Source organism: Devosia sp. MC521 (assembly GCF_014127105.1).
Classification (GTDB): domain Bacteria; phylum Pseudomonadota; class Alphaproteobacteria; order Rhizobiales; family Devosiaceae; genus Devosia.
Window position 1 is genome coordinate 2787429 of sequence record NZ_CP059902.1, and the last position, 25072, is coordinate 2812500.

General features: G+C 57.0%; 23 protein-coding genes (1 of these 23 running past the window's edge). 4 read left to right on the top strand and 19 right to left on the bottom strand.

The genetic code is table 11. The features are described from left to right. Positions 1 to 2 precede the first annotated feature (2 nt). From kduD to H4N61_RS13490, 18 genes are all read right to left on the bottom strand, one after another. Complete coding sequence (gene kduD, locus H4N61_RS13405; RefSeq protein ID WP_182394247.1) at positions 3 to 764, bottom strand: 2-dehydro-3-deoxy-D-gluconate 5-dehydrogenase KduD; 762 nt, start codon at positions 762 to 764, stop codon at positions 3 to 5. Continuing rightward, the gene (gene kduI, locus H4N61_RS13410) at positions 764 to 1594 is read right to left on the bottom strand and encodes a 5-dehydro-4-deoxy-D-glucuronate isomerase (RefSeq protein ID WP_182394248.1); all 831 of its coding nucleotides are present in this window, start codon (positions 1592 to 1594) and stop codon (positions 764 to 766) included. Before kduI ends, kduD begins: the two co-directional genes overlap by 1 nt. Positions 1595 to 1606: 12 nt before the next feature. Further along, positions 1607 to 2341, bottom strand: coding sequence for a FadR/GntR family transcriptional regulator (locus tag H4N61_RS13415; RefSeq protein ID WP_182394249.1), 735 nt, complete (start codon positions 2339 to 2341; stop codon positions 1607 to 1609). A gap of 4 nt (positions 2342 to 2345) precedes the next feature. Beyond that, positions 2346 to 3626 carry a TRAP transporter large permease gene (locus H4N61_RS13420; RefSeq protein ID WP_182394250.1) on the bottom strand — a complete coding sequence of 427 codons (1281 nt, stop codon included), beginning with the start codon at positions 3624 to 3626 and terminating at the stop codon, positions 2346 to 2348. A gap of 5 nt (positions 3627 to 3631) precedes the next feature. Continuing rightward, positions 3632 to 4156, bottom strand: a complete 525-nt coding sequence (locus H4N61_RS13425; protein ID WP_182394251.1) for a TRAP transporter small permease — start codon at positions 4154 to 4156, stop codon at positions 3632 to 3634. Between the two features lie 63 nt (positions 4157 to 4219). Further along, a complete protein-coding gene (locus H4N61_RS13430; protein WP_199368532.1) occupies positions 4220 to 5200 on the bottom strand; it encodes a TRAP transporter substrate-binding protein in 981 nt (326 codons plus the stop codon). Between the two features lie 233 nt (positions 5201 to 5433). After that, entirely contained in the window at positions 5434 to 6843 is a 1410-nt protein-coding gene (gene lpdA, locus H4N61_RS13435; RefSeq protein WP_182394252.1) for a dihydrolipoyl dehydrogenase, read from the bottom strand. Positions 6844 to 6862: 19 nt separating this feature from the next. Further along, positions 6863 to 7495 (bottom strand): LysE family transporter, encoded by a 633-nt coding sequence (locus H4N61_RS13440; protein ID WP_182394253.1) that lies wholly within the window; start codon positions 7493 to 7495, stop codon positions 6863 to 6865. 99 nt (positions 7496 to 7594) lie between these two features. Next, the gene (locus H4N61_RS13445) at positions 7595 to 7987 is read right to left on the bottom strand and encodes an MAPEG family protein (RefSeq protein ID WP_182394254.1); all 393 of its coding nucleotides are present in this window, start codon (positions 7985 to 7987) and stop codon (positions 7595 to 7597) included. A 49-nt stretch (positions 7988 to 8036) separates the two neighbouring features. Beyond that, a complete protein-coding gene (locus H4N61_RS13450) occupies positions 8037 to 8486 on the bottom strand; it encodes a hypothetical protein (protein ID WP_169195760.1) in 450 nt (149 codons plus the stop codon). 91 nt (positions 8487 to 8577) lie between these two features. Next, positions 8578 to 9837 carry a 2-oxoglutarate dehydrogenase complex dihydrolipoyllysine-residue succinyltransferase gene (odhB, locus tag H4N61_RS13455; RefSeq protein WP_182394255.1) on the bottom strand — a complete coding sequence of 420 codons (1260 nt, stop codon included), beginning with the start codon at positions 9835 to 9837 and terminating at the stop codon, positions 8578 to 8580. 21 nt (positions 9838 to 9858) lie between these two features. Beyond that, complete coding sequence (locus tag H4N61_RS13460; protein WP_182394256.1) at positions 9859 to 12861, bottom strand: 2-oxoglutarate dehydrogenase E1 component; 3003 nt, start codon at positions 12859 to 12861, stop codon at positions 9859 to 9861. Positions 12862 to 13229: 368 nt separating this feature from the next. After that, positions 13230 to 14132 (bottom strand): succinate--CoA ligase subunit alpha, encoded by a 903-nt coding sequence (gene sucD, locus H4N61_RS13465; RefSeq protein ID WP_169195763.1) that lies wholly within the window; start codon positions 14130 to 14132, stop codon positions 13230 to 13232. Positions 14133 to 14150: 18 nt separating this feature from the next. Next, on the bottom strand, positions 14151 to 15344 hold the full coding sequence (gene sucC / locus H4N61_RS13470; RefSeq protein ID WP_169195764.1) for an ADP-forming succinate--CoA ligase subunit beta: 1194 nt from the start codon (positions 15342 to 15344) through the stop codon (positions 14151 to 14153). 93 nt (positions 15345 to 15437) lie between these two features. Beyond that, a complete protein-coding gene (gene mdh, locus H4N61_RS13475) occupies positions 15438 to 16400 on the bottom strand; it encodes a malate dehydrogenase (protein ID WP_169195765.1) in 963 nt (320 codons plus the stop codon). A gap of 471 nt (positions 16401 to 16871) precedes the next feature. Continuing rightward, a complete protein-coding gene (gene zapE, locus H4N61_RS13480) occupies positions 16872 to 17996 on the bottom strand; it encodes a cell division protein ZapE (RefSeq protein ID WP_182394257.1) in 1125 nt (374 codons plus the stop codon). Between the two features lie 177 nt (positions 17997 to 18173). Continuing rightward, on the bottom strand, positions 18174 to 18779 hold the full coding sequence (locus tag H4N61_RS13485; RefSeq protein WP_169195768.1) for an AprI/Inh family metalloprotease inhibitor: 606 nt from the start codon (positions 18777 to 18779) through the stop codon (positions 18174 to 18176). A gap of 126 nt (positions 18780 to 18905) precedes the next feature. Further along, the gene (locus H4N61_RS13490; RefSeq protein WP_169195769.1) at positions 18906 to 19133 is read right to left on the bottom strand and encodes a hypothetical protein; all 228 of its coding nucleotides are present in this window, start codon (positions 19131 to 19133) and stop codon (positions 18906 to 18908) included. 212 nt (positions 19134 to 19345) lie between these two features. Between H4N61_RS13490 and H4N61_RS13495 the strand changes: the two genes are divergently transcribed. Genes H4N61_RS13495 through H4N61_RS13510 form a run of 4 tightly spaced genes read left to right on the top strand, consistent with a single transcriptional unit; the run spans position 19346 to position 25008 of the window. Next, the gene (locus tag H4N61_RS13495) at positions 19346 to 20449 is read left to right on the top strand and encodes a microcin C ABC transporter permease YejB (RefSeq protein ID WP_182394258.1); all 1104 of its coding nucleotides are present in this window, start codon (positions 19346 to 19348) and stop codon (positions 20447 to 20449) included. After that, on the top strand, positions 20446 to 21543 hold the full coding sequence (locus H4N61_RS13500; RefSeq protein ID WP_182394259.1) for an ABC transporter permease: 1098 nt from the start codon (positions 20446 to 20448) through the stop codon (positions 21541 to 21543). Before H4N61_RS13495 ends, H4N61_RS13500 begins: the two co-directional genes overlap by 4 nt. Further along, on the top strand, positions 21540 to 23144 hold the full coding sequence (locus tag H4N61_RS13505; protein ID WP_182394260.1) for an ABC transporter ATP-binding protein: 1605 nt from the start codon (positions 21540 to 21542) through the stop codon (positions 23142 to 23144). The genes H4N61_RS13500 and H4N61_RS13505 overlap by 4 nt, the downstream gene beginning before the upstream one ends. A 10-nt stretch (positions 23145 to 23154) precedes the next feature. Continuing rightward, positions 23155 to 25008, top strand: coding sequence for an extracellular solute-binding protein (locus tag H4N61_RS13510; RefSeq protein WP_182394261.1), 1854 nt, complete (start codon positions 23155 to 23157; stop codon positions 25006 to 25008). Between the two features lie 43 nt (positions 25009 to 25051). On the opposite strand, the gene H4N61_RS13515 is transcribed toward H4N61_RS13510, so the two are convergent. Then, positions 25052 to 25072: the 3' portion of an exonuclease domain-containing protein gene (locus H4N61_RS13515; protein ID WP_182394262.1), read on the bottom strand. The gene runs 591 nt beyond the window's last position; 21 of the gene's 612 nt are visible here — the last part of the coding sequence; its start codon lies off the right edge, out of view; it ends in the stop codon at positions 25052 to 25054.

Sequence of the window (25072 nt, forward strand, 5' to 3'; positions counted from 1 at the left end):
CGTTACCTCGCTAGCCAGCCGCCATCCACGGGGATCGTCGCCCCATGCATGTAATTGGAAGCCGGTGCCAAAAGAAAAACCGCTGCATCGCCAATGTCCGACGACACACCCCAACGACCTGCTGGAATACGCCCCAAGATCGATGCCGACCGGTCCGGATCATTGCGCAGCGCTTCAGTGTTATTGGTCTCGATATAACCGGGCGCGATAGCATTCACATTGATGCCCTTGGCCGCCCATTCATTGGCCAAAAGCTTGGTGATGCCCATCACGCCTGACTTGGATGCCGTGTAGCTCGCAACGCGGATACCGCCCTGATAGCTGAGCATCGACGCGATGTTGACGATCCGCGCTTGTCGCCCCTCGGCAAGGGCTTTGCGCCCCAGCGACTGGCAGAGGAAAAACACCGTCTTAAGATTTACATCCATGACGCTGTCCCAGTCCTCTTCCGAGAAGTCGACTGCATCAACGCGCTTGATGATCCCGGCATTGTTGACCAAGCCATGGATTGGGCCATGCTCCCCCCAAACTGCATCGAACATAGCCTGCGCGGCACTGGGTGAGCTCAGGTCAGATTGAACGGCGATGAATCCCGAACCCTGAGCCTCCATAATGGACGCCGTCTCATCCATGCTGGAACGCCCAACACCAATAACGCGGCCTCCCGCCCGGCCAATGCTGAGCGCAATGCCCTGACCAATACCGGTGTTGGCACCAGTCACCATCACGGTCTTGCCCGAGAGGCTAAACGCAGACAGATCCATTAGTAGAGATCTCCCATCTCTACCTTTTCAATGTCGGTGTAATCGACATTGTCGCCCGCCATCGCCCAGATGAAGGTGTAAGCGCCCGTGCCTGCGCCGGAATGGATGGACCAAGGCGGCGAGATAACAGCCTCTTCGTTGCGAACGATGAGATGGCGGGTTTCTTCTGGCTCGCCCATCAGGTGAATGACAAAAGCATCCGGCTTGAGGTCGAAATAGAGATAGGCCTCCATGCGGCGGTCATGCACGTGAGCGGGCATGGTGTTCCACACAGAGCCGGGCGCGAATTGGGTAAGACCGACGACAAGCTGGCAGGTCTTCACACTGTCAGCATTGACGTATTGGAAGATTGTCCGCTCATTGGCGGTATCCGCAGCGCCTGCTTCCAAACGTTTAGCGCCGGACTGCTGCAACAGTTTTGTCGGATAGGACGCGTGGGCTGGTGCGCTGAGGAGATAGAACTTTGCGCCCTCTCCCGCGAACTGGACGTCTTTGTTGCCCATGCCAATGTAGAGCATGTCGCGCGACCCAACCGCGTGGTTTTCGCCATCGACGACGATTGTGCCTGGTGCGCCAATATTAACGGCAATCAGCTCGCGGCGATCTAGGAAGTTTTCCGTGCCCGTCGGCTTAATGGGCAAGAGCGCCAGGGGGCCGCCCGCGGGCACTGCGCTACCGACGGCCATACGATCATAGTGTGTGTATACCCAACGCACCGTGTCCGGTTCAAACAGGTCTTCAACCAAGAAGGTGTCGCGTAGCTCCTCAGTGCCCATTACCGATGCGGCAATCGGATCGATAGCAAAGCGAATTTCGTACTCAGTGCTCATGACAGTCCTCACTTAGTTCTGTTCGTCCAACCGCTGGCGATAGCGCTGCTGGCTGCGAGATAGGTGGTCGCGCATGGCCTCACGCGCGGCGTCTTGGTTTTGGTCGCAAATCGCGTTCAGGATGGCGCGATGCTCTTCGTGCAATCCGGCTTGATAGTCGTAAGTCAGTACGCTCTCTGTGCCCCAGGGAGAGGCAACATCGCAGGGTATGGTTCGGCTACCGAGCGCCTCCAGCACCTCAAGATAGAAAGGGTTGTTGGTTGCGGACGCGATGGATCGGTGAAATGCGAAATCCGTGCGCCCGGTTGGTGTCCCTTGCTCCAGAAGACGCCCGAACTCATTGAACGTTTCCCGCATCTCTGCTTCTTGGCTCGAGCTACGGCGAACCGCCGCCAAGCCGGCCGCCTCAATCTCGATCCCCATACGCACTTCAAGAACGTTGAGGGCGACCGAGATTTTGTGCGTTCCGGCACCACCCAAGGCACCGAACGTCGAGGCAGCGTTGGCCATGACGTAGAGCCCTGCACCCTGCCGAGGTTCAACGATTCCATCAGCGGCCAGAGCAGCAATGGCTTCACGGATGACCGTGCGGCTAACGCCAAAAACACTTGTCAGCTTGGCTTCACTGGGAAGCTTGGCGCCAGGAACAAACTCCCCGGCTCCAATTCTTTGCCGCAACGTCTCTGCGACCACTGACGCAAGCTTGGGTTTGCGGGCGCGCTCGGCGCCCGCTTCTTGCAAAGCCATGACATCACCGGAACAGGCTTGGGAGCCAAAGCGACAGCGCCGGAATGTACGTAACGAGACCCAAGACAATCAGACCAGCCAGATAGAAGGGCCAAATGCTCTTCATCGCTTCCCAGACCGTTATCTTGCCCACCGCCGCGGCGACAAACTGCACCGGTCCAAGGGGCGGGGTATTCAAGCCAATGCCTAGGTTGAGGATCATGATCACCCCGAAGTGCACCGGGTTCACACCAAAGGCCGTAACCATCGGTAGGAAGATCGGTGTGGTGATGATGATCAGCGGACCCATGTCCATAAAGGTGCCGAGCAGCAGCAAGACGATGTTGATCAGCAGCAGCACCATGAGCGGGTCTTGGGTGATGTTTGAGATCAAGTCCGTCAAGATCGGAGCAACGCGCAGGTAAGCCATCAGCCAACCAAACGAGGCTGCGGCACCAATGATGAACAACACCATCGAGGTCGTGCGCACAGCCCCCAGCACAGCGTGAACAAACTCACCCCAGCTCAGGCTACGATAGACGAACAGCGTCACAAGCAGCGCATAAATCACCGCGATGCACGAGCTTTCCGTCGCCGTGAACATGCCCGAACGCACGCCGCCAAAGATGATGACAATCAGCATCAGGCCGGGGATGGAAATGAGGAAATACTGGAAGGCCTTACGGAAACCAGGAAATGGCTCAGTCGGGTACCCGCGCTTCACAGCCACGAGGTAAGCCGTGATCATCAGCGCAACGGCGAGCAAGAGGCCCGGAATAATGCCGGCAGTGAACAGATCCGCAATCGAGATGCGACCACCGCCCGAGAGCGAGTAAATGATCATATTGTGCGACGGCGGCAGCAACAGAGCGATCAAAGCCGCCATTGAGGTGACGTTCACCGCATAGTCAGCACCGTAGCCACGTTCCTTCATTTGCGGGATCATGATCCCGCCAACCGCAGCCGCTTCCGCGACGGCTGAGCCAGAAATACCGCCGAACAAAGTCGAAGCCGCCACATTGACTTGGCCGAGGCCACCGCGCACGTGCCCGATCACCGCCCCCGCGAAGGCGATAATGCGTGCCGCAATGCCTCCCCGCATCATCAGATCGCCGGCGAAGATGAAGAACGGAATAGCCAGAAGCGTAAAGCCCGCTAGCCCCGAGTTGAGCTGCTGAAACACCACCATCGCCGGGCGTCCCAGATAGAGAACGGTCGCAAAGCTTGCGATGCCCAGACAGAAGGCGATTGGTGTACCGACCAACATAAGCGCGGTGAAAACACCGAAAAGGATCCAGTATTCCATGGTGTTTAGGCCTCGGTCACGAGTTCAGAAACGGGTTCATCGATGGGTTCACCGGCCCAGCGCCGCAAGAGGCGCTCAAGCGAGAACAGGCACATCAGAACACCCGAAATAACGACAGGGAGGTAGGTCATGGTCTGCGGCACATGCAGAACGGGAATGGTCACCGTCCAGCCACGAATGGCCAAAAGTGCGCCGTAGTAGATCATGCCTGAAGCGAATGCGAAAACCGCAACGTCGCTGATCGCCCGCAGCACACCCTTGGCGGCTGGTGGCAAAACATAGATCAAAACGTCAAAACCCATATGGAAGTTTTCGCGAACGCCAACGGCTGCGCCCAGGAAAATCGTCCAGCTCATCAACATGATCGCGGTCGCTTCCGTCCAAGGCGGCGACGAATTCATCACGTAGCGCATAAAGACCTGATAGAAGACGATGGCCGTCATGACGACAATGCCAATACCAGCAAGCCACAGCGCGGCAGTCGAGAGCCCTCTCAGCAGCGTGCTGAAAGTGGGGAGCCAAGTTTTCATAAGATTTCCTCCGCAGGGTGGAAGCCGGGCTCGCGACCTTTGCGAGCCCGGTGCGTACGGGTTTTAGCCCTCGGTTGCCTGAATGCGGGCAACCAGATCCTGCAGCTTTGGATCGGTAACGTACTTATCGTAGACAGGCTTCATCGCTTCGATGAATGGGGCCTTATCAACTTCGTTGATGGTGGCACCGAGCGCTTCGACAGCAGCCTTGGATTCAACTTCCTTCGCCTGCCAGAGTTCACGCTGGTAAGCGACAGATTCCTTGGCAGCTTCGCGCATGGCCTGCTGGGTCTCTGCGTCCAGTCCGTCCCAAACTACCTTGGAAACGACCAGTACTTCTGGAACCATCAGGTGTTCGTCGAGCGAGAAGAACTTAGCAACTTCAGCGTGACCGGCAGTGTCATAGCTGGGGTAATTGTTTTCAGCACCGTCGATAACGCCGGTCTGAATGCTGGAGTACACTTCACCATATGGCATTGGCGTAGCGTTACCGCCGAGAGCGCCAACCATGTCAACGAAGATGTCCGACTGCATCACGCGGAACTTCATGCCGGACATATCGGCCGGGGAAGTGATCGGCTTGGAGCTGTTGTAGAACGAACGCGCGCCACCGTCGTAGAAGTTCAACGCAATAACGTCCACCTTCTCGAAGGCTGCGAGAATTTCTTCGCCGATTGGGCCGTCCAGAACGTTGTGGAAGTGCTCAGTGGAGCGGAAAATATAAGGAAGCTGAGTGACGGTCGCTTCTGGAACCTGTGTATTGAAAGCGCCAATGGAGATGCGGTTCATGTCGATGACACCGAACTGCGTCTGCTCGATGGTATCAGCTTCACCACCCAATTGCGCCGAGTGGAACACTTCTACGCTATACTTCCCGCCGGTCTTTTCCGAAAGAAGTTCGCCGAACTTCTTTACGCCTTCAACGGTTGGGTAGCCATCAGGATGGGTATCGGACGAGCGCAACACAGTCTGTGCGCTAGCAGCTGAAACCATCAGGCTGGAGACAACGAAGGCCAGAATAGCCTTCTTCTGCATATGGAACATATAGAACCTCCCAAGGTGCTTTTAGACTCGTATCCTCATATCGAGCCCGGACGTTTACCGCCCATATCATCTAGTATGCAAGACGATACTGGAACAACTTGTATGGAAGTGGAAAAACCGAGTCAACAGACAAGTTGCAGAATTTGTATGACGACTAAATCTCTAGCAACAAACAAAAAGCCTCCAAACCGCATAGGCTTGGAGGCTCAAAGGGCAAATTGTAGCGCGAAACTTTAAATATGAATTGCGCCGTCACCGAGCGAAAGCGCGGCTTCGCGGATCGCCTCCGAAAGCGTCGGATGCGCGTGCGTTGTACGCGCGAGATCTTCCGATGCGCCGGAGAATTCCATGAGCGTTACGAGCTCATGGATCATCTCGCCAGCGTTCTTGCCGATGATATGCGCGCCAAGCACGCGGTCAGTTTCCACGTCAGCAAGAATTTTGACGAAGCCCTGCGTCGACATCATCGCCTTGGCACGACCATTGGCGGTGAAGGGGAACTTGCCGATCTTGTAATCGACGCCTTCAGCCTTGAGCTCATCTTCCGTCTTGCCGACGGTCGCCACTTCCGGATTGGTGTAAACCACACCCGGGATAGCTGCATAGTTCACGTGGCCGGCCTGACCGGACAGGATTTCGGCAACAGCAATGCCCTCGTCTTCCGCCTTATGTGCCAGCATTGGGCCAGCAATGACGTCGCCGATTGCATAGATGCCATCGACCGAGCTCTTGTAATGGCCATCCACTTGAACACGGCCGCGTTCATCAACGGCAACACCGACGATATCGAGGCCAAGCCCCTCGGTGTTCGCCTTACGACCGATGGCAACCAATGCAACGTCAGCAGCCAGCACTTCTGCTGCCCCGCCCTGTGCTGGTTCAACACGAACCTTGATCGAGCCATCTTCCTCGCGATCAACACCAGCGACCTTGCTCGACAGCTTGAATTCCATACCCTGCTTCTGCAGCATCCGCTGGAACTGGCGCGCGACTTCGCTGTCCATACCCGGCAGAATACGGTCGAGATATTCAACAACGGTCACCTGAGCGCCAAGACGCATCCACACAGAGCCGAGTTCTAGGCCAATAACACCAGCACCAATCACCACGAGCTTGTTCGGCACAGCCTGAAGTTCAAGCGCGCCTGTGGAGGTGACGACGGTTTCTTCGTCGATCTCGATGCCCGGCAGGTTTGCCGAGACCGATCCGGTAGCGATCACAATGTTCTTCGTCAGAATTTCAGTCTGAGCACCAGACTGCGGCGTGACCAGCACCTTGCCCGCAGCAGGGATTGAGCCAATTCCGCGGAATACGGTGATCTTGTTTTTCTTGAAGAGATACTCAACGCCACCAACGTTGGACGACACCACATCAGCCTTGTGGTTCATCATCTGAGGTAAGTTCAGCTTCGGCGTCGAAATATCGATGCCGAGCGCCTTAAAATTGTGGTTCGCTTCTTCGAAAAGCTCAGAGGCGTGCAACAGCGCCTTCGATGGGATGCAGCCGATGTTGAGGCACGTCCCGCCGAGGGTTTGCCATTTCTCGACAACGGCCACCTTCATACCAAGCTGAGCGGCGCGGATCGCGCACACATACCCGCCGGGGCCCGAACCGATGATGGTAAGGTCGAATTGGTCTGCCATTGTTTAAGCCTCAATGAGTTCAGCGCTGCTGCGCGATGGCGACTCGAAACGCCAGCGCAAGGAAGGTTATGCCGGTAACCCGATTGAACCACCGGCCGACACGGTAAAAGCCCTGTCGAACACTGGCTGTCGTAAAGAAAAACGACACCAATGCGAACCAGGTAAAAAGCATTAGGCTCATACTTCCCACGTAGAAAACCTTGGTCTCAAAACCCGTACGGACCGAGACTAAGGACGTGAAGAGAGCCAAGAAAAACAGTACCGCCTTGGGGTTAAGAAGATTGGTCAAAAAACCCAAGGCAAACGCGCCAATATCGCTCGTCGCTGCACCATCGTTCGCGCCAATTTCTGGCGCTTTGGGCGGCGGACTGCGTAGGGCCGAAATAGCGAGCCAAACGAGATAAGCGACGCCTGCCCACTTCAAAACGTTGAACAACAGCAAAGACTGCCCAACGATCAAACCAACGCCCAGAAGCGTATAGGTGCCATGGACCAGAATGGATGCGGCGATACCAGCGGATGTGAAGAGCGCGGCGCGGCGGTTGTGAACTACGGCTTGGCGTAGAACCATAGCGAAATCCGCGCCGGGAATAACGGCGTTGATACCGAAGGCCAACATGAGGCCTGCGAATTCAAACCACGGAAAGCTCATCAACCCGCCCTTCAAACGGCCACGACAAGGGTTATACGAGCCAACGTCCCATCACAACGCCAGCATGGTCAAGTGCCCCTGCCCGTTTAGCATGGCAGTTTAGAAAGCAACGCCGACGAACATCAAGATCAGGCCAATTAAAGACACGACCCAGATCATTGAGCGCAATTGCTTTACGTCAATGAAATAGGCCGGCAGATAGGCGCAACGTGCCCAGAACCACAAATGAGCGCCCCACTGGGTCAAGCCGTCACTGCGGCCTGAAACTTCGGTCGCAATGGCGAGGGCCACAAAGACAGCATAAGTTTCGAGGAAATTGGCGAGGGCCTTTTGCGCTCTAGCGTTAAGCTTGCTCGGCGGGGGCACATGTTCATCGCGCTGGCTGTTGGCGTAATCCACGCCATAATCAAGCCGATAAAACGTTGACTGCACGAACAAATAGGCCAGCGCCAGCCCGGCGCTCCAAACGAGATAAGTCAACTCTATCGACATAGTACCCTCCTGCGATGTCAGGATACTACGCCGATAAAGCGCGTTTGGTTCAACCTGCGGAAATTTCTTGTGCCTGCTTCAAGACACTGGGCAGCTGTTTATCGATATCGAGGGTGCCACTCTGCACCTGCTCTAAGAATGTTTTGCAGAACACATCCTTGTCACCGGCCTGATTGAAGGCCGACATGATCTGGCTGCCGCCATAGGTTTCAGCAGCTTGTTGTTGCCCTTCAGCAGCGCCCCCAAGGCGCGTGATGACCCGATCCGCCAGATCCAAATAGCTGATGTTGCGCAGATACCAATTGGCCGCCGCGTCCTTATAGATCGGGTCGAGGCCGGTATTTTCGTAGCAATGGGTCGTCATGGCATCGACGATAGCCTTCGAGCCATGGAATGCCATCAACTCGCCGATTAGTGGCGTGTTGCTGGCTTGTTCCTGAGCGGAAATCGTAAAGGGAAACAAGGATAGTGCGGCGACACACAATACAAACCGTCGCAAAATTATCTCCAAAACTACTCAACCGCGGTCCGGCAACACACACGAAAAAGGCCCGCCGAAGCGGGCCTTTTGAAAGCGCAATTGTGACCTTTTAGAGGTCGAGAACGAGACGCTCTGGGGATTCCAAGCTTTCCTTGACGCGAACGAGGAAAGTCACGGCTTCCTTACCATCAACAATTCGGTGATCGTAGCTAAGCGCGAGGTACATCATCGGACGGATGACGATCTGACCGCCAACCACAACTGGACGTTCCTGAATCTTGTGCATGCCCAGAATACCGGACTGCGGTGCGTTCAGGATCGGGGTCGACATCAGCGAGCCATAAACACCACCGTTGGAGATGGTGAAAGTGCCGCCCTGCATGTCTGCCATCGACAGCTGCCCGTCGCGGGCCTTCTTGCCGAGGTTGCCGATTTCCTTTTCGATTTCAGCAATCGACATCTGATCCGCGTTACGAACAACAGGAACCACCAGGCCCTTGTCGGTGCCAACGGCAACGCCAATGTGGGCATACTTCTTGTAGATCAGCTCATCGCCGTCGATCTCAGCATTTACAGCTGGGATTTCCTTGAGAGCCTGCACGACGGCCTTGGTGAAGAAGCCCATGAAGCCGAGCTTTACGCCATGCTTCTTCTCAAAGAGGTCCTTGTAGCGTGCGCGCATGTCCATAACAGGCTGCATGTCCACTTCGTTGAAAGTGGTCAGCATAGCGGCCGTGTTCTGTGCATCCTTAAGACGACGGGCGATGGTCTGGCGCAGGCGTGTCATCTTCACGCGTTCTTCGCCGGCCGCATCATCTGGATTGGAAGGTGCGCGTGGTGCAGCAGCAGGAGCCGGTGCAGCAGCAGACGCGGCGGCCACAGCAGCAGGGCGCGCCAGCGAAGCCAACACGTCTTCCTTCAGAACCTGACCGGCCTTGCCGGAACCAGCGATTGAGCCTGCGTCGAGGCCCTTTTCGTTGATCATCTTCTGAGCAGATGGGGTCGGTGCACGGTCAGTTGCAGCCTCTGCTGGCTTAACAGGCTCTGGACCGGCGGCATTGGCCGCTGGAACTTCGCTCTTTGCAGGAGTCGGTGCGGCTGCTGCAGCCGGAGCTGAAACTGCAGCACCAGAGCCCACGCCAATCGCGCCGAGCAGAGCGCCAACGTCCACTGTCGCGCCGCTTTCTGCAACAATAGCTTCAAGCACGCCCGAAGCCGGTGCGGGCACTTCGATAGTGACCTTATCGGTTTCGAGTTCCACGAGCGGTTCATCGGCGGTGACGGTGTCACCAACCTTCTTGTACCACTGACCAATAGTGGCTTCAGATACGCTTTCGCCCAGGGTCGGGACACGGATTTCAGTCGACATATTTGTTGTCCTTGTACTGGTTTACTTAGCGAATGCGTCGTCGAGGAAGGCTTGCAGCTGCGCAAGGTGCGTACGCATCAGACCCGTTGCCGGCGATGCTGCGGCCGGACGACCGACGTAGCGAACGCGCTGGCCTTCACGACCAATCTGGTCAAATACCCATTCAACATAAGGTTGGATGAACGCCCAAGCACCCATATTGCGGGGCTCTTCCTGACACCAAACAACGTCAGCATTAGGGAAGCGGCTCAACTCATCGTGGAGAGCCTTCGCCGGGAACGGATAAAGTTGCTCAACGCGCAGCAGGTAGACGTCGTCAATGCCACGCTTTTCGCGGTCTTCCAGCAGGTCGTAATAGACCTTACCAGTACACAGCACCACGCGACGGATCTTTTCGTCTGACGTGAGGCGGATCGTGGTCTTTGGCAGCCCTGGTGCTTCAGCGTCGTCCCAGAGGAGACGGTGGAAGCAGCTATCTGGCCCAAGTTCGACCAAGCCAGAAACGGCACGCTTGTGACGCAGCAGGCTCTTTGGCGTGAACAGGATCAGCGGCTTACGGAAGTCGCGTTTCAGCTGACGGCGCAGAACGTGGTAATAGTTCGCTGGCGTCGTGCAGTTGGCGACCTGCATATTGTCTTCCGCGCAAAGCTGCAGGAACCGCTCCGGACGCGCCGAAGAGTGCTCTGGGCCCTGCCCTTCGTAGCCGTGTGGCAGCAGCATCACGAGGCCCGACATGCGGAACCACTTGCGTTCACCCGAAGAGATGAACTGGTCGATAACGACCTGCGCACCGTTCACAAAGTCACCGAACTGCGCTTCCCAAAGGGTCAGAGCGCGCGGCTCTGCCAGTGAGTAGCCATATTCAAAGCCCAGAACAGCCTCTTCCGACAGCATCGAGTTGATGACTTCGTAGCGGGACTGGTCAGCCGACAGATTGTTGAGCGGGGTGTAGGTCTTGTTCTCAACCTGCTGATCGTTCAACACCGAGTGGCGCTGGCTAAAGGTGCCGCGTTCACAGTCCTGGCCGGAGAGGCGGACTGGGTGACCTTCAGTCACCAGCGTACCGAACGCCAGTGCTTCTGCCGTTGCCCAATCGATGCCTTCGCCGCTTTCAATCGCGCCAAGACGGTTGTCCATAAAGCGCTTAACGGTCTTGTGGACGTTGAAGTCAGCCGGAACGGTGGTCAGCTTGGTGCCGATGTCGTGCAGAACATCGAGCCCAACGCCGGTTTGACCGCGTCGTGGGCCTTCGAGCTCAGCTGGCTTGAAATCCTTCCAAGCGCCATCGAGCCAGTCAGCCTTGTTCGGGCGGTAGTCTTGGCCGGCTTCAAACTCAGCTTCAAGGTTCGCTTTCCAGTCCGCCTTGATCTTCTCGATCTCGGCAGCCGAATAGAGACCTTCCGCAACGAGCTTGTCCGAATAGATCTCCAGCGTCGACTTATGCGAGCGGATCTTGGAATACATCAAAGGCTGCGTGAAGCTTGGCTCATCGCCTTCGTTGTGGCCAAAGCGGCGGTAGCAGAACATGTCGATAACGACTGGCTTGCCGAACTTTTGGCGATACTCGACAGCAACCTTGGCCGCAAAAACCACAGCTTCCGGATCATCACCATTCACATGGAACACCGGCGCTTCGATCATCTTGGCAACGTCGGTCGGATAGGGCGACGAACGCGAATACATCGGGCTCGTGGTAAAACCGATCTGGTTGTTGATCACAAAATGGATCGAACCACCTGTACGGTGCCCCTTAAGGCCCGACAGACCCAAGCATTCGGCGATTACGCCCTGCCCAGCAAAGGCCGCGTCGCCGTGGATCAACAGCGGAAGAACGACAGAACGGTCGGGCTTTGCCGACTGGTCCATGTTCACCAGCTTCGCGTCAGGCGCGATAAATTTGTCCTGCTTAGCGCGAGCCTTGCCCAACACCACCGGATCAACGATCTCAAGGTGAGAAGGGTTTGCCGTCAGCGACAGGTGAACCTTGTTGCCATCGAACTCACGGTCCGACGATGCACCAAGGTGGTACTTCACGTCGCCGGAACCTTCGACGTCTTCTGGGTAGAATGCACCACCCTTAAACTCATGGAACAGCGCGCGATGCGGCTTGGCCATGACTTGCGTCAGCACGTTCAAACGACCACGGTGTGCCATGCCAAGGACGATGTCCTTGATCCCGAGCGCGCCACCGCGCTTGATGATCTGTTCCAGCGCAGGAATGGTGCTTTCGCCGCCATCAAGGCCAAAGCGCTTGGTGCCGGTATACTTCACGTCGAGGAATTTCTCGAAGCCTTCAGCTTCTACCAGCTTATTCAGGATCGCCTTCTTGCCTTCCGGCGAGAAGGTAATTTCCTTATCTGGACCCTCGATCCGCTCCTGCAGCCACTGCTTGGCTTCGGGATCGGAGATGTGCATGAACTCGATACCCATCGTGCCGCAATAGGTACGCTGCAGAATGGCGAGCATTTCTGGAAGCGTCGCGTATTCGAGGCCCAGATAGTTATCGATGAAAATCTTGCGGCTGTAGTCAGCCTCAGTGAAGCCGTAGCTTGCCGGGTCGAGTTCCGGAGCTGGCTCCTTTGCGAGCATGCGCAGCGGGTCGAGATCGGCATGCAAGTGACCGCGCATACGGTAAGCACGGATCATCATGATGGCGCGAATACTGTCGCGTGTGGCCTGCAGCACGTCTGCCGTGCTTGGCGCGGGCTTACCCTCGGTGGTAGCCTTTTTCGCAGCAGCCTTTTCGGTCTTTACCGCGATTTCGCCCCAGTTGCCGTCAAGTGCAGCAACAAGGTCGCCACTCTCGGCCTTCGGCCAATCAGCGCGTCCCCAGCTCGGGCCATCGGCATTCTTCTGCGCGTCTGCCGGACTGTCGTCCAAGCGCGCAAAGAAATTCTGCCAAGTCTCATCGACGCTGGAAGGATCGCTTTTATAGCGAGAGAAAAGTTGTTCGATGTAGTCGGCGTTGCCCCCATACAAGAAGGAGGTCAGTAAGAACGTCTCGTTCTTTTCCTGTCGTGTCATCGCTTTTTTTGCGAGGCGCTCGCCCCGCCATCCTTTAAAACGAGCCGGTGAACCGGCCTGAACGCGGTCCTTAATTTCGATCGGATACTGACCGCTTATCCTTAGTATCCTGTTAAGTGAGCACACCCTGAGCAGGTGTGCGGCTCAATTTCGAACGACCTTGGCCTAATTGACGGCTAGCATCGTTCTAAATGACACGCGGCAGATGCTTGTCGCGTCCCAGACAAACCCAAAGGGGCCTGCGGTATAATTCGGATCCCAACTGCGGCAAGAAAAGACAACTTCACTGACCTAGTGGGATTATTCTCAACCCAACCGCCTTTGAAAGGCGATTGGGTCTAATTCATGTCAGAGCCTGCGCGAAGCGCTTAGCCCTTGAGCACTTCCACAAGAGTGGTGCCCAGACGCGCTGGCGATGGCGAAACGCGAATGCCAGCAGCTTCCATGGCCGAGATCTTGGATTCTGCGTCACCCTTGCCGCCCGAAACCACAGCACCGGCGTGGCCCATGGTGCGGCCCTTAGGAGCTGTACGGCCTGCGATGAAGCCAGCCATTGGCTTCTTACGACCCTTCTTGGCTTCGTCGATCAGGAACTGTGCAGCGTCTTCTTCAGCCGAACCGCCGATTTCACCGATCATGATGATCGATTCAGTGGCGTCGTCAGCAAGGAACATTTCCAAGACGTCGATGAACTCAGTGCCCTTAACTGGGTCGCCACCGATACCAACTGCCGTGGTCTGACCCAGACCTTCATTCGACGTCTGGAACACAGCTTCATAGGTCAGTGTGCCGGAGCGCGAAACGATACCGACCGAACCCTTGCGGAAGATCGAGCCCGGCATAATGCCGATCTTGCATTCTTCTGGGGTCAGGATGCCTGGGCAGTTCGGGCCCAGAAGGCGCGACTTAGAACGGTCAAGGCGAGCCTTGACGCGCACCATATCTGCCACCGGAATACCTTCGGTGATGCAGGTGATGAACGGGATTTCCGCTTCAATTGCTTCGATGATGGCGTCAGCCGCGCCAGCAGGCGGCACATAGATCACCGACGCGTCTGCACCAGTGCGTTCCTTGGCTTCTGCAACGGTGGCGAAGATCGGCAGGTTTTCGCCACCAGCGCCGGTCCAGGTTTCGCCACCCTTCTTGGGGTGAATACCGCCGACCATCTGCGTGCCATAGTAAGCCAGCGCCTGCTCGGTGTGGAACGTGCCGGTCTTGCCGGTCAGGCCCTGAACGAGGATCTTGGTGTCTTTATTGACGAGAATAGACATTGTTTCCGGTCCTCTAACTTAGCCGTTCACCGCTGCGACGATCTTCTTCGCCGCATCGTCGAGATCGTCTGCTGCCGTAATGGCGAGACCAGATTCATTGAGAATTTTCTTGCCGAGTTCGACATTGGTGCCTTCAAGGCGCACGACCAGCGGCACCTTCAAACCAACTTCCTTCACCGCGGCGATCACGCCCTCGGCGATGACGTCACACTTCATGATGCCACCGAAGATGTTGACCAGAATGCCTTCAACCTTCGGGTCAGCGGTGATGATCTTGAACGCTGCAGCAACCTTTTCCTTGCCCGCGCCACCACCAACGTCACAGAAGTTCGCTGGCTCTTTGCCATAGAGCTTGATGATGTCCATGGTCGCCATGGCAAGGCCTGCGCCATTCACCATGCAACCGATGTTGCCATCGAGCGCCACGTAAGCGAGGTCCCACTTGGAGGCTTCGATTTCCTTGGCGTCTTCTTCGGTTTCGTCGCGCAGCGCCTTGATATCGTCATGGCGGAACAGCGCATTGCCGTCGAAGGAAACCTTGGCGTCGAGAACGCGCAAATGCCCGTCCTTCATGACGATCAGCGGGTTGATCTCCAAGAGCGCCATGTCCTTTTCGACAAACGCTTTGTAGATGATCGGGAACAGCGACTTGGCGTCTTCTGCTGCCGCACCATCGAGTTCCAATGCCTTGGTGATGGTTGCGACGTCAGCCGCGGTCACACCAGCTTCCGGATCGATCGCAATGGTATGGATCTTTTCCGGAGTGTCGTGAGCGACAGCTTCAATGTCCATGCCGCCTTCAGTCGAAACGACGAAAGCAACGCGGCCTACTGAACGGTCGACCAGCAGCGAGCAATAAAGTTCGCGCGCAATGTCAGCGCCGTCTTCGATGTAAAGACGGTTCACCTGCTTGCCAGCCTCGCCGGTCTGCGCGGTAACGAGGGTGTTGCCCAGCATGTCCTTGGAGAAAGCGACGACTTCATCGATCGACTTTGCCAAGCGCACGCCGCCCTTAGCATCGGGACCAAGTTCCTTGAACTTGCCCTTACCGCGACCGCCGGCATGGATCTGGCTCTTGACCACATAAAGCGGGCCAGGAAGCGACTGCGCAGCTGCCGCAGCATCGTCCACCGAATAAATGGCGACGCCAGCAGCGACCGGAGCACCGTAGTCTTTCAGCAGTGCCTTGGCCTGATGTTCATGAATGTTCATCGTATTCCCCTTGGGTGGGCAGTTTCGACCCGGACAATTCTAGAGACCGGAGAGGCAAAAGCCGCCGGTAAGTATCCGGCGGCTTCTGAAGTGTTATGCCAGCTTTGGCGCGATTTTCTTACAAGCATCGATCAGGCCCTCAACGGCACCAACCGACTTTTCGAAGGCCTTTTGTTCAGCCGAATTGAGCGCGATCTCGACGATCTTTTCCGCGCCACCAGCGCCGATGACGACCGGAACGCCAACATAGGTGCCCTTCACGCCATATTCGCCGTTGAGGTAAGCTGCGGACGGAAGCACGCGCTTCTTATCCTTGAGATAGCTTTCAGCCATAGCAATGGCCGACGAGGCTGGAGCATAGAAAGCCGAACCGGTCTTGAGCAGAGCAACGATCTCTGCGCCACCATCACGGGTGCGCTGAGTGATCTCTTCAAGACGCTCCTTGGTCATCCAACCCATTTTAACGATGTCGGTCAGCGGAATGCCCGCAACGGTCGAGTAACGCGCCAACGGCACCATGGTGTCGCCGTGACCGCCAAGAACGAATGCGTTGACGTCTTGGATCGACACGCCGAGTTCTTCAGCGATGAAGTGGCAGAAGCGCGAGCTGTCGAGCACGCCAGCCATGCCGATCACCTTGTTGGTCGGCAGACCAGAGAACTTCTGCAGCGCCCAAACCATCGCGTCGAGCGGGTTGGTGATGCAGATGACGAAAGCGTCTGGTGCGTATTTTGCAATACCCGCACCAACCTGCTCCATAACCTTGAGGTTGATTTCGAGAAGGTCGTCGCGGCTCATGCCTGGCTTGCGCGGCACGCCTGCGGTGACGATAACAACGTCAGCGCCTTCGATGTCCTTATATTCAGAAGTGCCCTTCATGACGGCATCGAAGCCTTGGGTCACGGCCGACTGCGCGATGTCGAGCGCCTTGCCCGGACCTACGCCATCGACCACGTCGAACAGGACTACGTCGCCCAATTCCTTCTGAGCCGCCAACAGGGCCAGCGTACCGCCGATCTGTCCTGCACCGATAAGGGCAATTTTCTTGCGCGCCATAAGTCTCATCCCAGACTGCGTTGAATTGGCGCAGTTCATACCGCTTGTGCCAAATCCGGGCAAGTGAACCCTTCGTCGTAATTGCCAAAACGCTCATGCCGATGAGCGATGGGGTAATGCCCAATTGGCAGCCGACAAAGAGGACGGAAATAACCTAAGCTGTCGGTCATTCCGCCCAAAATTCCCTGATATTCCGGGGTTTTGGGCTTTTACGGATTTCCCTGTACCGAACAAGTTAGCAATTCGGAGGGTGGTATGGAAAACGGCGTTTTCGGCCATTTATCCACCCAAATCAGCCGACACGATTTATCGGCGCTAGATCAAGAAATCCGATAACGGCAAGAGCCTGGACGATAAAAATTACGTTCCCCGGATAGCTTAGCCAAGAACATTCCCTATCCGAACGAAATACCCAAACGCCTTGCGCAGTACATTTTGAATGGCAGTCGTCAGGCAGCCCAATCAACCCGCCTATACGCTCGGCGCGTCACGTAGGCCTTTAGCGAGATATTCTTCCGATTGCATCTCGGTGAGACGCGAGAGCGTGCGTTGAAACTCAAACGCCGTCTTTTCGTCTGCGCCCAATTGCTCCAGCGGCACCGCAAAGCTTGCCGCCAGTTTGACGCCACGATCGTACAAGCTATCGATCAGAAGTATGAAACGCTTGGCAGCGTCCGATTTTGTCCGTCCCATCTGCGGAATACTGTCGAGCACGAGCGAATCAAACTCGTGCGAAATCCGCACGAAGTCGCGCGTGCCAAGTGGCTTCTCGCAAAGATCGGCGAAGTTGAAGCGCGCTGCGCCCATCGCCACCAAAGGCACAGGGATCTGTCGGCCAATGCTTTCCACCACGCCTGGAGCCCCCTGCTCCCCTCCGGTTATGCGCAGCCACATTTTATCCATGGCCGCGTCCACCTCAGGCCCAGTGCCAAAGGCGTAAACATGCTGGCCTGCAAACTTAAGGCGGCGATAGTCCTGATCGCTAAGAAGCGTGGCCACGACCGTCTTTTCTTTCAAGAGCGCGATAAATGGCAGGAAAAGCTGCCGGTTGAGCCCGTCCTTATAAAGGCCATCAGGCTCAACATTCGAAGTCGCCACCAGCGTCACGCCACCGGCAAACAGTTTTGAGAACAGCCGGTCGAGCAGCATGGCATTGGTAATGTCATGCACATGGAATTCGTCTAGGCACAGCACGCGCAGGCCGGACTTCAAAATCGGCTTGGTTACCGCATCCACCGGGTCCGCAGCGCTGTCTTTCGCGGATTTGCGAAAAGCTGCAATGGCCACATGCACCTCATCCATGAATTCATGGAAGTGGACACGTCGCTTCTCGGCAAAAGGAAGTGCGGAATAGAAGAGGTCCATCAGCATGGTCTTGCCACGCCCAACCTCGCCCACGAGATAGAGGCCCTTTACCGACATCTGCTTTTCAAACAGGCCAAAGAAACCGCCCTTGGTCTTGGCGCCGGTGAGATCGGTCAGAATGCGGTCGAACTCGCCCGCAGCATCACGCTGGGCCGGATCGGGCGTCAAAGTTTTCCGTGCGACCAGATCTTCATAGGCGCGGCGTACGGGACCAAAAGCAGGAACGGACATGGGCAACTTTATCGGCAGCGATCTAAGCACGGCCTTTCCGGGCATCCCGGAAACCTCTGTCTGCTGCCGGTCAAACAGTGTCCCCAGCGCGTGCGGGGGCGACGGGCGCATGTTTAGGGGCGCGGTGCGGACGCCGTCAAACAAAAAAGCCGGCCCCTAGGACCGGCTTTCGAAGCTTTAGCGCGACATCGACAGCGCCTGGCCACCACTCATGGTGCCGATATAACGGCCGCTCGAGGGTGCGAGGAAGGCTGCGATATTGCCGTTCTCATCATAAAGCTGGAGCTGGCTGCCAACTTGCTGCCAACCAGTGATGGCCGCAACCTGCGGGATCCCACAACCCGGAGCCGAAGCACGATAGTAGCTCGTACCGGTCTTGGAGGTCAGCGGCAGATTCAACTGGCAAGCCTGCCCCGCTGCTGCGACATTCCAAGAGCCTTCTGGGCCCGAAGCCGTTGGCACGCTGGCGAACGAACCGCCAGTGGTACCAGCTGTTGCAAAGGTGTTCGATGTACCACCGAGAGGCGGAAGAGCCGACGTCTGCTGACCGCCCAAAACCGGCTGACCAGAAAGACCCGGCGCCACAGTGCCAGAAACGCCACCGAGAGGAGGCAAACTATTGGTTTGCACAGCCGAGGTCTGCACTGGCTGCAGCTGCTGGGGTGTACCGACCACATTAAGATTCGCCGTATTGGTCCGGCTCGTTGGCGAACAAGCAGCGACCACAAGGGCCATAACCGCTAGGCTCGTCAGGGTAGAAACGCTGCGCGTCCAAACCTGCATTGTTAGACTCCTGCCGCAAAGAATTAAGGCATATTAACACTTGTGGCGGCTTATATGCAAAGCCCCAACATCATTCAATCAACATCCCAAGCATCCCTATTGCTCAAAACTGTGGCGCATTCACGCTCAGCTCTCTTGCATATCTTTGAGCAATTCCCCCGCGAGGAGCTTTGCGTCTTCCGCTTCATCGTCCGGGACCTCAATACCAACGCCTTCCTCGGCGAAAAGGTTCGGCACGCCCGGCAATCCGCCTTCGCGCAATTCGAGCGGGTGAAAGCCATGGGCGCGCAAGGCCACGAGTAAAATCCTCGCCACAGAAAGGTCTTTCACGCGGGCAATCGTCTCAAAGCGCATCTGCGGCTCCTGTTTGTGCTGCAACCGTGAACCAAGCCCTTGTTCGATACAACCCCATATCCCCTTGTCGCTCCTCACACTGAGGAGAACAGTTTGGCCAAAACTCCGCCGAATAAATTATAGATTTGTTGGACCTTAAGCGGCGATGTGTGCATTCTGTACTCCTATGAACTTGCAGCGCATGTCGACGCGTCTGGCCTATCGGAGACAGAATGGGCGCCTATATTCTCCGCCGCCTTTTGCTGATGATACCGACCGTGTTCGGCATCATGGCCATTTCTTTTCTGATCACCCAATTTGCCCCGGGCGGCCCGGTTGAACAGGCACTCGCCAACCTTTCCGGCCAGAACAATGGCGGCATAATGGAGCGCGTCACAGGGGGCGGCAGCGATCAAATCTCACCACCGAGCAGCAACCAAGGCCCCAACGCCACTGGCTATCGCGGCTCCCAAGGTCTCCCGCCTGAACTGGTCGACAGAATCGAAAAGCAGTTCGGCTTCGATAAGCCGCCGCTCGAGCGCTTCTTCTCCATGATCGGCAATTACCTGCGCTTCGACTTTGGCGAGAGCTATTATCGGGACATCTCGGTCATTGATCTCATCCTTGAGAAAATGCCGGTGTCGATCTCGCTCGGTTTGTGGATGACCATTATCTCCTACGGCATCTCCATTCCCCTCGGCATTGCCAAGGCCACTCGCGATGGGTCGCGCTTTGACGTCTGGACCTCCACCATCGTCATCATCGGCTATGCCGTGCCCGGCTTTCTCATCGCCATTGCCTTTATCGTGCTCTTTGCCGGCGGCAGTTTCTGGCAAATCTTCCCACTGCGTGGTCTCACCTCGCCCGGATTTGCCCTGATGCCGTGGTGGCAGCAAATCCTCGATTACGCTTGGCATATGGTGCTGCCCATCACCGCCATGGGCTTTGGGGCTTTCGCCACTTCGACGCTCCTCACCAAGAATTCCTTCTTGGATGAGATCTCCAAGCAATATGTCACAACCGCGCGCGCCAAAGGCCTCACCGAACATCGCGTTCTCTATGGCCACGTTTTCCGCAACGCGATGATGCTGATCATCGCTGGCTTCCCCGGCGCTTTCATCGGCGCTTTCTTTGGCGGGTCCTTGCTGATCGAAACCATCTTCTCACTAGATGGCCTTGGCCTTTTGAGTTTTGAATCGATCATCAACCGCGACTACCCGGTGGTGTTCGGCACGCTCTACATCTTCTCGCTTCTTGGCCTCGTCATCAGCCTTATCTCAGACCTCACTTACATGTGGGTCGATCCACGCATTGATTTCGAGAGCCGTGGCCAATGAGCAAGCTCTCGCCAATAAATCAGCGTCGCCTTGCCAATTTCCGCGCCAACAAACGCGGCTATTGGAGTTTTTGGATTTTCCTCGCCGTCTTCATTCTGACCCTCGGCTCAGAATTCATCGCCAATGATAAGCCTATTCTCGTCTCCTATAAGGGCGAGATGCTGGTCCCGGCCTTCATCGATTACCCGGAAGAAAAATTCGGCGGCTTCCTCGCCACCACCAATTATCGCGATCCGTTTATCGCCGATGAGATCAACGCCAATGGCTGGGCCCTCTGGCCCTTGGTCCGCTTCAGCTATGCCACGGTGGACAGCAATATCGCCTTTTCCGGCGCCAATCCGCCGAGCTGGCTGATGGACCGCGAAACAATCTGTTCGCGCTATCCTCAAGGCACGGCGGACCCTGATTGCCACTCCGGCAACTACCATTATCTCGGCACTGACGACCGCGCCCGCGATGTTCTCGCCCGCCTGCTCTATGGCTTCCGCCTTTCGGTTCTATTTGGGCTCACCCTCACCATTGCCTCCTCCGCCATCGGCATTCTGGCAGGGGCCATGCAGGGCTATTTCGGCGGCTGGGTCGATCTCATTTCCCAGCGCGTCATCGAAATCTGGACCTCAGTCCCTTCGCTCTATCTGCTGCTAATCATCTCGTCAGTGATCACCCCAAGCTTCTGGGTGCTCCTTGGAATTCTGCTGCTGTTCTCTTGGGTCTCGCTCGTAGCCATTGTCCGGGCCGAATTCCTGCGCGCCCGCAATTTTGAATACGTCAACGCCGCCCGAGCACTCGGCGTTTCTGACGGCCAGATTATATGGCGGCACCTGCTGCCCAATGCCATGGTCGCCACCCTCACCTTTATGCCCTTCATCATGTCCGGCTCGGTGACCACCCTCACCTCGCTCGATTTTCTGGGTTTTGGTCTGCCCCCAGGCTCCCCCTCTTTGGGTGAGCTTCTGGCGCAGGGCAAAAACAACCTTCAGGCCCCTTGGCTGGGCATCACTGGCTTTTTCACCATCGCCGTCATGATGACCCTGCTCGTCTTCATCGGTGAGGCCGTACGCGATGCCTTCGATCCGCGGAAGATTTTCAAATGACCGCGCCCCTGCTTTCCGTCAAAGACCTGACCATTCGCTTCGGCGCCTCTCAGGTCGTCAACAGCATCGCCTTTGATATCGCCCCCGGCGAAACGCTCGCCCTCGTGGGCGAAAGCGGCTCGGGTAAATCCATCACCGCCCTCTCCTTGTTAAAGCTCCAAACCGGGGCCGCCGGCGTATCCGGCTCGATACAGTTCAACGGCCAAGAACTGATCGGCGCGTACGACAGCGCGCTACGCGCCATTCGCGGCAATGACATCAGCATGATCTTCCAAGAGCCCATGTCCTCGCTTAATCCCGTGCACAGCATCGGCAGACAGGTCGGCGAAATCTTGGAAGTCCACCAAGGCCTGCGCAAAAACGCTGCCCGAGCCAAAGTCATCGAACTGCTCACCGAGGTTGGCATCCCCGACCCGGTCAGCCGTATCGATGATTTTCCGCATCAGCTCTCCGGCGGCCAACGCCAGCGCGTCATGATCGCCATGGCGCTCGCCAACAATCCCAAGCTCCTCATCGCCGACGAACCCACCACTGCCCTCGACGTCACCGTACAAGCCCAGATCCTCGCGCTGCTTAAACGCCTCCAGGCAGAAAAGGGCATGGCACTGCTCTTCATCACCCATGATCTCGGTGTCGTCCGCCGCATCGCCGATCGTGTCGCAGTGATGAATAAGGGCGACATTGTCGAGACCGGCCCAGTCGCCACCATTTTCGACGCGCCACAACACGACTACACCAAACGCCTTCTTGCCGCCGCGCCGGAAGGCACCCCACTGCCCCCCGCCACCGACGCCCCCACAATCGTCGAAACCACTGATCTCAAAGTCTGGTTCGCCATTCAACGCGGCCTTCTTAAGCGCACAACCGGCCACCTCCGCGCTGTCGACGGCGTCACCCTCGCCATTCGGCGGGGCGAAACCCTCGGCGTCGTCGGCGAAAGTGGTTCGGGCAAATCCACCCTCGGATATGCCATTCTGCGCCTCATACGTTCGCAAGGGCGCATTGTCGTCCTCGGCAATGACATTTCCACCCAATCGGGCCGCGCCTTACGTCCGACACGCCGCAATATGCAAATCGTCTTCCAAGACCCCTTCGGATCTTTGAGCCCGCGCATGTCAGTCAGCGAGATCATCGAAGAAGGGCTGACGGTCCACTTCCCCAAGCTCACAGCCAATGAGCGCGCGCAAAAAGTAACGGACGCCCTGCGCGAGGTCGGTCTCGATCCCGACACCGCCACGCGCTATCCGCATGAATTCTCTGGTGGTCAGCGCCAGCGCATCGCGATTGCCCGCGCCCTCGTGCTGGAGCCAGATTTCCTCGTCCTGGATGAGCCGACCTCAGCGCTGGACGTCTCCATACAGGCACAGATCATCACGCTCCTGCGCGCCGTCCAGCAACGCCGCCAGTTAAGCTATCTCTTCATCAGCCACGATCTGAAGGTTGTCCGCGCCCTTGCCCATCGCCTCATCGTCATGAAGAGCGGTCAGGTGGTCGAACATGGATTTTCCGAAGACATTTTTGCCGCGCCGCAACACGCCTACACCCAGCAATTGCTGACTGCCGCCTTCGACATCACCCCATTAGCGCCCACATTGACTTAGGAGACAGCCGATGACATCGACGCGACGCCTTCTCTCCCTCACCCTTGCCGCCGCTCTCTCCTTGAGCACATCGGCTTTGGCCCTCGCCGAAACTGTCACCGGCGCTTGGACCCACGCCTTCACTATGGGCGACGCCGCCAAATATCCGGCAGACTTCAAGCATTTTGATTATGTCAATCCAGACGCGCCCAAGGCTGGCACGCTGCGTCTTGGCACCCGCGGGGCCTTTGACACATTTAACCCCATCCTGCCCAAGGGCGATCCGGCGGCAGGGCTGGGCCTCACCTACGACACGCTGATGACCCCGTCGCTCGACGAGAACAACACCTATTACGGACACTTGGCCAAAGAGCTCTTCATCGAGCCCGATTACAGCGCCGTCACCTTCCGCCTCGATCCCGACGCCAAATGGCACGATGGCGAAAAAGTCACCGCCGCCGACGTCGTCTGGACCTTTGAAAAGATGATCGAATTGAGCCCCAATCAGGCTCAGTACTATGCCAGCGTCACCAATGCCGAGGCTCTGACCGATGGCGAGGTAAAATTCACTTTCAACGAAAAGAACAATCGCGAACTCCCCCTGATTTTGGGCCAGCTTCTGGTTCTGCCTCAACACTGGTGGGAAGGCACCGACGCCAAGGGCAACAAGCGCGATATTGGCGCCTCGACCCAAGAGCCCCCTCTCGGCTCCGGCGCCTATAAGTTGCAAAGCTTCGACGCGGGCAAAACCATCACCTATGAGCGCGTCCCCGATTATTGGGCTGCCACCAAACCCACCGAACTTGGCCAGAACAATTTCGACACCCTCGCCTACGAGTATTTCCTCGACGAGAGCGTCTGGTTCGAAGGCTTTAAGGGCGACCAATTCGACTACTGGAGCGAATATTCCGCCCGCCGCTGGGCTACGGGCTTTGACTTCCCCGCCGTAGAGGAAGGCCGCGTGGTCCTAGAAACCTTCGCGCAGGACTATAACGCCTCAGGCGCCATGACCGGCTTCATTCCCAATCTACGCCGCGACAAGTTCCAGGACGAGAAGGTCCGCGAAGCGCTTAACTACGCGTTCGACTTTGAAGAGCTCAACCGCACGGTCTTCTTCGAGCAGTACGACCGCATCAACAGTTACTTCTTCGGCCTCCCCTTCGCCTCCAAAGACCTCCCGCAAGGCGAGGAGCTGGAAATCCTCGAAAGTGTCAAAGACCTGATCCCGGCCTCGGTCTTCACCGAGGTCTACACCAACCCGGTCGCGGGGGATTCCCAAAAGCTGCGTGGCAATCTTCGGACCGCCCTCGGCCTCCTCACCGAAGCAGGCTACACGCTGCAAGGCAACCAACTGGTCGACGCCAACGGCAAGCAACTCGAGATCGAGCTGCTCATGCATCAAGCCTCACTCGAACCCATCGCGCAGAACATGATCACCAATCTGCGCCAAATCGGCGTCGCCATGACCCTGCGCATTGTGGACACCCCCCAATATATCAATCGCCTGCGCAGCTTTGACTACGACATGATCTACACCAGCTGGGCACAGAGCTTTTCGCCTGGCAATGAGCAGCGCTTCTTCTTCGGCACCGGCTCGGCGGATGCCGAAGGATCACAAAACTACCTCGGTCTTGCTGACAAGGGCGTAGACGCCATCATTGAAAAGCTCATTGCTGCTGATGACCGTGCGACGCAGGAAGCAGCCAGCGCGGCCCTCGACCGTGTCCTCCTACACAAACACCTCGTCGTCCCCGGCTATGCCCTCCAATACTCCCGCACAGCCCGCTGGAACCGCTTCAGCCATCCAGAGACGCTGCCCGAATTCTCCTCAGGCTTCCCCACGATCTGGTGGTGGGACGAGGAAAAGGCCACCCAAACCAAATAAGCGCTAAAACAAACAAGGGACGCCTCGGCGTCCCTTTTCTCTCCTAAGCGCCAAAGTCGGCCGC

Coding starts and splice junctions, on each gene's coding strand:
- H4N61_RS13440 (WP_182394253.1), bottom strand. CDS start 7,495: ATGAGCTTTCCGTGGTTTGAATTCGCAGGCCTCATGTTGGCCTTCGGT.
- H4N61_RS13415 (WP_182394249.1), bottom strand. CDS start 2,341: ATGGCTTTGCAAGAAGCGGGCGCCGAGCGCGCCCGCAAACCCAAGCTT.
- zapE (WP_182394257.1), bottom strand. CDS start 17,996: ATGTCCGTTCCTGCTTTTGGTCCCGTACGCCGCGCCTATGAAGATCTG.
- kduD (WP_182394247.1), bottom strand. CDS start 764: ATGGATCTGTCTGCGTTTAGCCTCTCGGGCAAGACCGTGATGGTGACT.
- H4N61_RS13505 (WP_182394260.1), top strand. CDS start 21,540: ATGACCGCGCCCCTGCTTTCCGTCAAAGACCTGACCATTCGCTTCGGC.
- H4N61_RS13445 (WP_182394254.1), bottom strand. CDS start 7,987: ATGTCGATAGAGTTGACTTATCTCGTTTGGAGCGCCGGGCTGGCGCTG.
- sucD (WP_169195763.1), bottom strand. CDS start 14,132: ATGTCTATTCTCGTCAATAAAGACACCAAGATCCTCGTTCAGGGCCTG.
- mdh (WP_169195765.1), bottom strand. CDS start 16,400: ATGGCGCGCAAGAAAATTGCCCTTATCGGTGCAGGACAGATCGGCGGT.
- lpdA (WP_182394252.1), bottom strand. CDS start 6,843: ATGGCAGACCAATTCGACCTTACCATCATCGGTTCGGGCCCCGGCGGG.
- kduI (WP_182394248.1), bottom strand. CDS start 1,594: ATGAGCACTGAGTACGAAATTCGCTTTGCTATCGATCCGATTGCCGCA.
- H4N61_RS13510 (WP_182394261.1), top strand. CDS start 23,155: ATGACATCGACGCGACGCCTTCTCTCCCTCACCCTTGCCGCCGCTCTC.
- sucC (WP_169195764.1), bottom strand. CDS start 15,344: ATGAACATTCATGAACATCAGGCCAAGGCACTGCTGAAAGACTACGGT.
- H4N61_RS13500 (WP_182394259.1), top strand. CDS start 20,446: ATGAGCAAGCTCTCGCCAATAAATCAGCGTCGCCTTGCCAATTTCCGC.
- H4N61_RS13490 (WP_169195769.1), bottom strand. CDS start 19,133: ATGCGCTTTGAGACGATTGCCCGCGTGAAAGACCTTTCTGTGGCGAGG.
- H4N61_RS13420 (WP_182394250.1), bottom strand. CDS start 3,626: ATGGAATACTGGATCCTTTTCGGTGTTTTCACCGCGCTTATGTTGGTC.
- H4N61_RS13495 (WP_182394258.1), top strand. CDS start 19,346: ATGGGCGCCTATATTCTCCGCCGCCTTTTGCTGATGATACCGACCGTG.
- H4N61_RS13485 (WP_169195768.1), bottom strand. CDS start 18,779: ATGCAGGTTTGGACGCGCAGCGTTTCTACCCTGACGAGCCTAGCGGTT.
- odhB (WP_182394255.1), bottom strand. CDS start 9,837: ATGTCGACTGAAATCCGTGTCCCGACCCTGGGCGAAAGCGTATCTGAA.
- H4N61_RS13460 (WP_182394256.1), bottom strand. CDS start 12,861: ATGACACGACAGGAAAAGAACGAGACGTTCTTACTGACCTCCTTCTTG.
- H4N61_RS13425 (WP_182394251.1), bottom strand. CDS start 4,156: ATGAAAACTTGGCTCCCCACTTTCAGCACGCTGCTGAGAGGGCTCTCG.
- H4N61_RS13430 (WP_199368532.1), bottom strand. CDS start 5,200: ATGTTCCATATGCAGAAGAAGGCTATTCTGGCCTTCGTTGTCTCCAGC.